Below are 1358 nucleotides of genomic sequence, written 5' to 3' on the forward strand. Positions count from 1 at the left end.
GTCAACTCCATTGCGTTGCGCTGTGTTTCTAACACCATCGGCACAAGGGGGCGCGCGCCCGCACAACCGCCGAGCGGTCTGTACACCGGTTGTTCACCGAAGCTCCGCAGGCCTGTCTGCCGAGATGGCACCGCAGCCCATCCGACACCACGCTGAGCCCGCGCGAGATCGAGGTGCTGCGCCTGGTCGCCGACGACAAGTCGAACCGGGAGATCGCCAAGGAGCTGCTCCTCAGCTAGACCACCACCGGGAAATCCCATCTGGTGCACATCTATGCCAAGCTCGTGGTCGGCTCACGGACCTCGGCGGTGGCCCGCGCCTGCGCACAGGGTGCGATCTGAGCCAGTGCGGGTACAGGACCCATCAAGCCGGCCACCGTGTCATCCACCGCGGCGGCGGGGATGTAGGTCATCGGCCGGTCCACTACCGGTAGGTCTGGGAGATACTGTCCGCCCCCACTGTGGCGTTCAGGTACTTGGTCCGGGACCGCCGCCTGGCTCAGCGCGGCGGATTCATGGTGGCCGGCCAGGACAGGCTGCACTCCTCATTCGGGAGCAACTGTGCCCGCAGCCCCGATGGCGCCGCAGCCTGCTTCGGACCATGCTGGTGGCCCAGGATTTTCGCGACTGGCGGCCACCACCTTGGCGTCCGCGACCCGCACGACGCTGCCCACTGGCGAGTTCGCCCAGCCTGTCGGCCAGAGTGATCGGGGTGTCGCCGAGCGCCGATTCCCAGTGGTAGGAGACCAGTCCGCGCATGCCGACGGCGCCGTCGGCGCCCGGGACGGCACTGGAGACCTGCAGCCGCATGAACGGCTCGGCAGCCACGGGGCAGCGCGCAACGCTGGCCGAGACTAACTGCGAATATCCCAATCGGCAGTCAACGTCGAGTCCGGACTCGAAAACCTGGACCTGTGTCGTGACCAGGTGCACCGGCCGTCCGCCACTACCGTTTACCTCCGTTGCGCAGCACTGTGTTTCGAAGACGATTCCGCACAGGCAGGCCCGCACCACCGTCGAGCGGTCGATACACCGGCTGTTCACAGAAACCCCGACAACCGATCTGCCTCCCACCGAGAACGATCGGGGAATCGGTTCGAGCGCACAGACTGCAGGAGCACCGCGAAGCGCGTCGCTCGAGGCGGCGGGTTCAGGGCGGCGGAGGCGGTGATTCTGGCGATCCTGCTTGTGCTGCGCCGCTGCGGGATGGGCCGGAGGCGCACGTAGTGACCGACCGAGGCTTGACGTGCGCGGTACTGGCCGAGGTGAACTGCGAGTAACCAATTAGTGGTCGTCGTCGGTTCCGACTCGAAAACCCGGAACCGTCGTGATTAGGTGCTCCGGCAGCAGCGACGAAGT

Annotated in this window: 1 protein-coding gene and 1 pseudogene; one reads left to right on the forward strand and one right to left on the reverse strand. The window is 66.3% G+C overall.

What is annotated here, in order from left to right; genetic code table 11:
* Positions 1 to 146 precede the first annotated feature (146 nt).
* A pseudogene (locus ACWESM_RS36600) lies at positions 147 to 341 on the forward strand (LuxR C-terminal-related transcriptional regulator); the annotation flags it as partial.
* Here ACWESM_RS36600 and ACWESM_RS36605 read toward each other — a convergent pair.
* A complete protein-coding gene (locus tag ACWESM_RS36605) occupies positions 272 to 412 on the reverse strand; it encodes a hypothetical protein (RefSeq protein ID WP_397081163.1) in 141 nt (46 codons plus the stop codon). The pseudogene ACWESM_RS36600 and the gene ACWESM_RS36605 overlap by 70 nt on opposite strands.
* Positions 413 to 1358: the final 946 nt, after the last annotated feature.

This window comes from Nocardia sp. NPDC003999 (genome assembly GCF_053604885.1).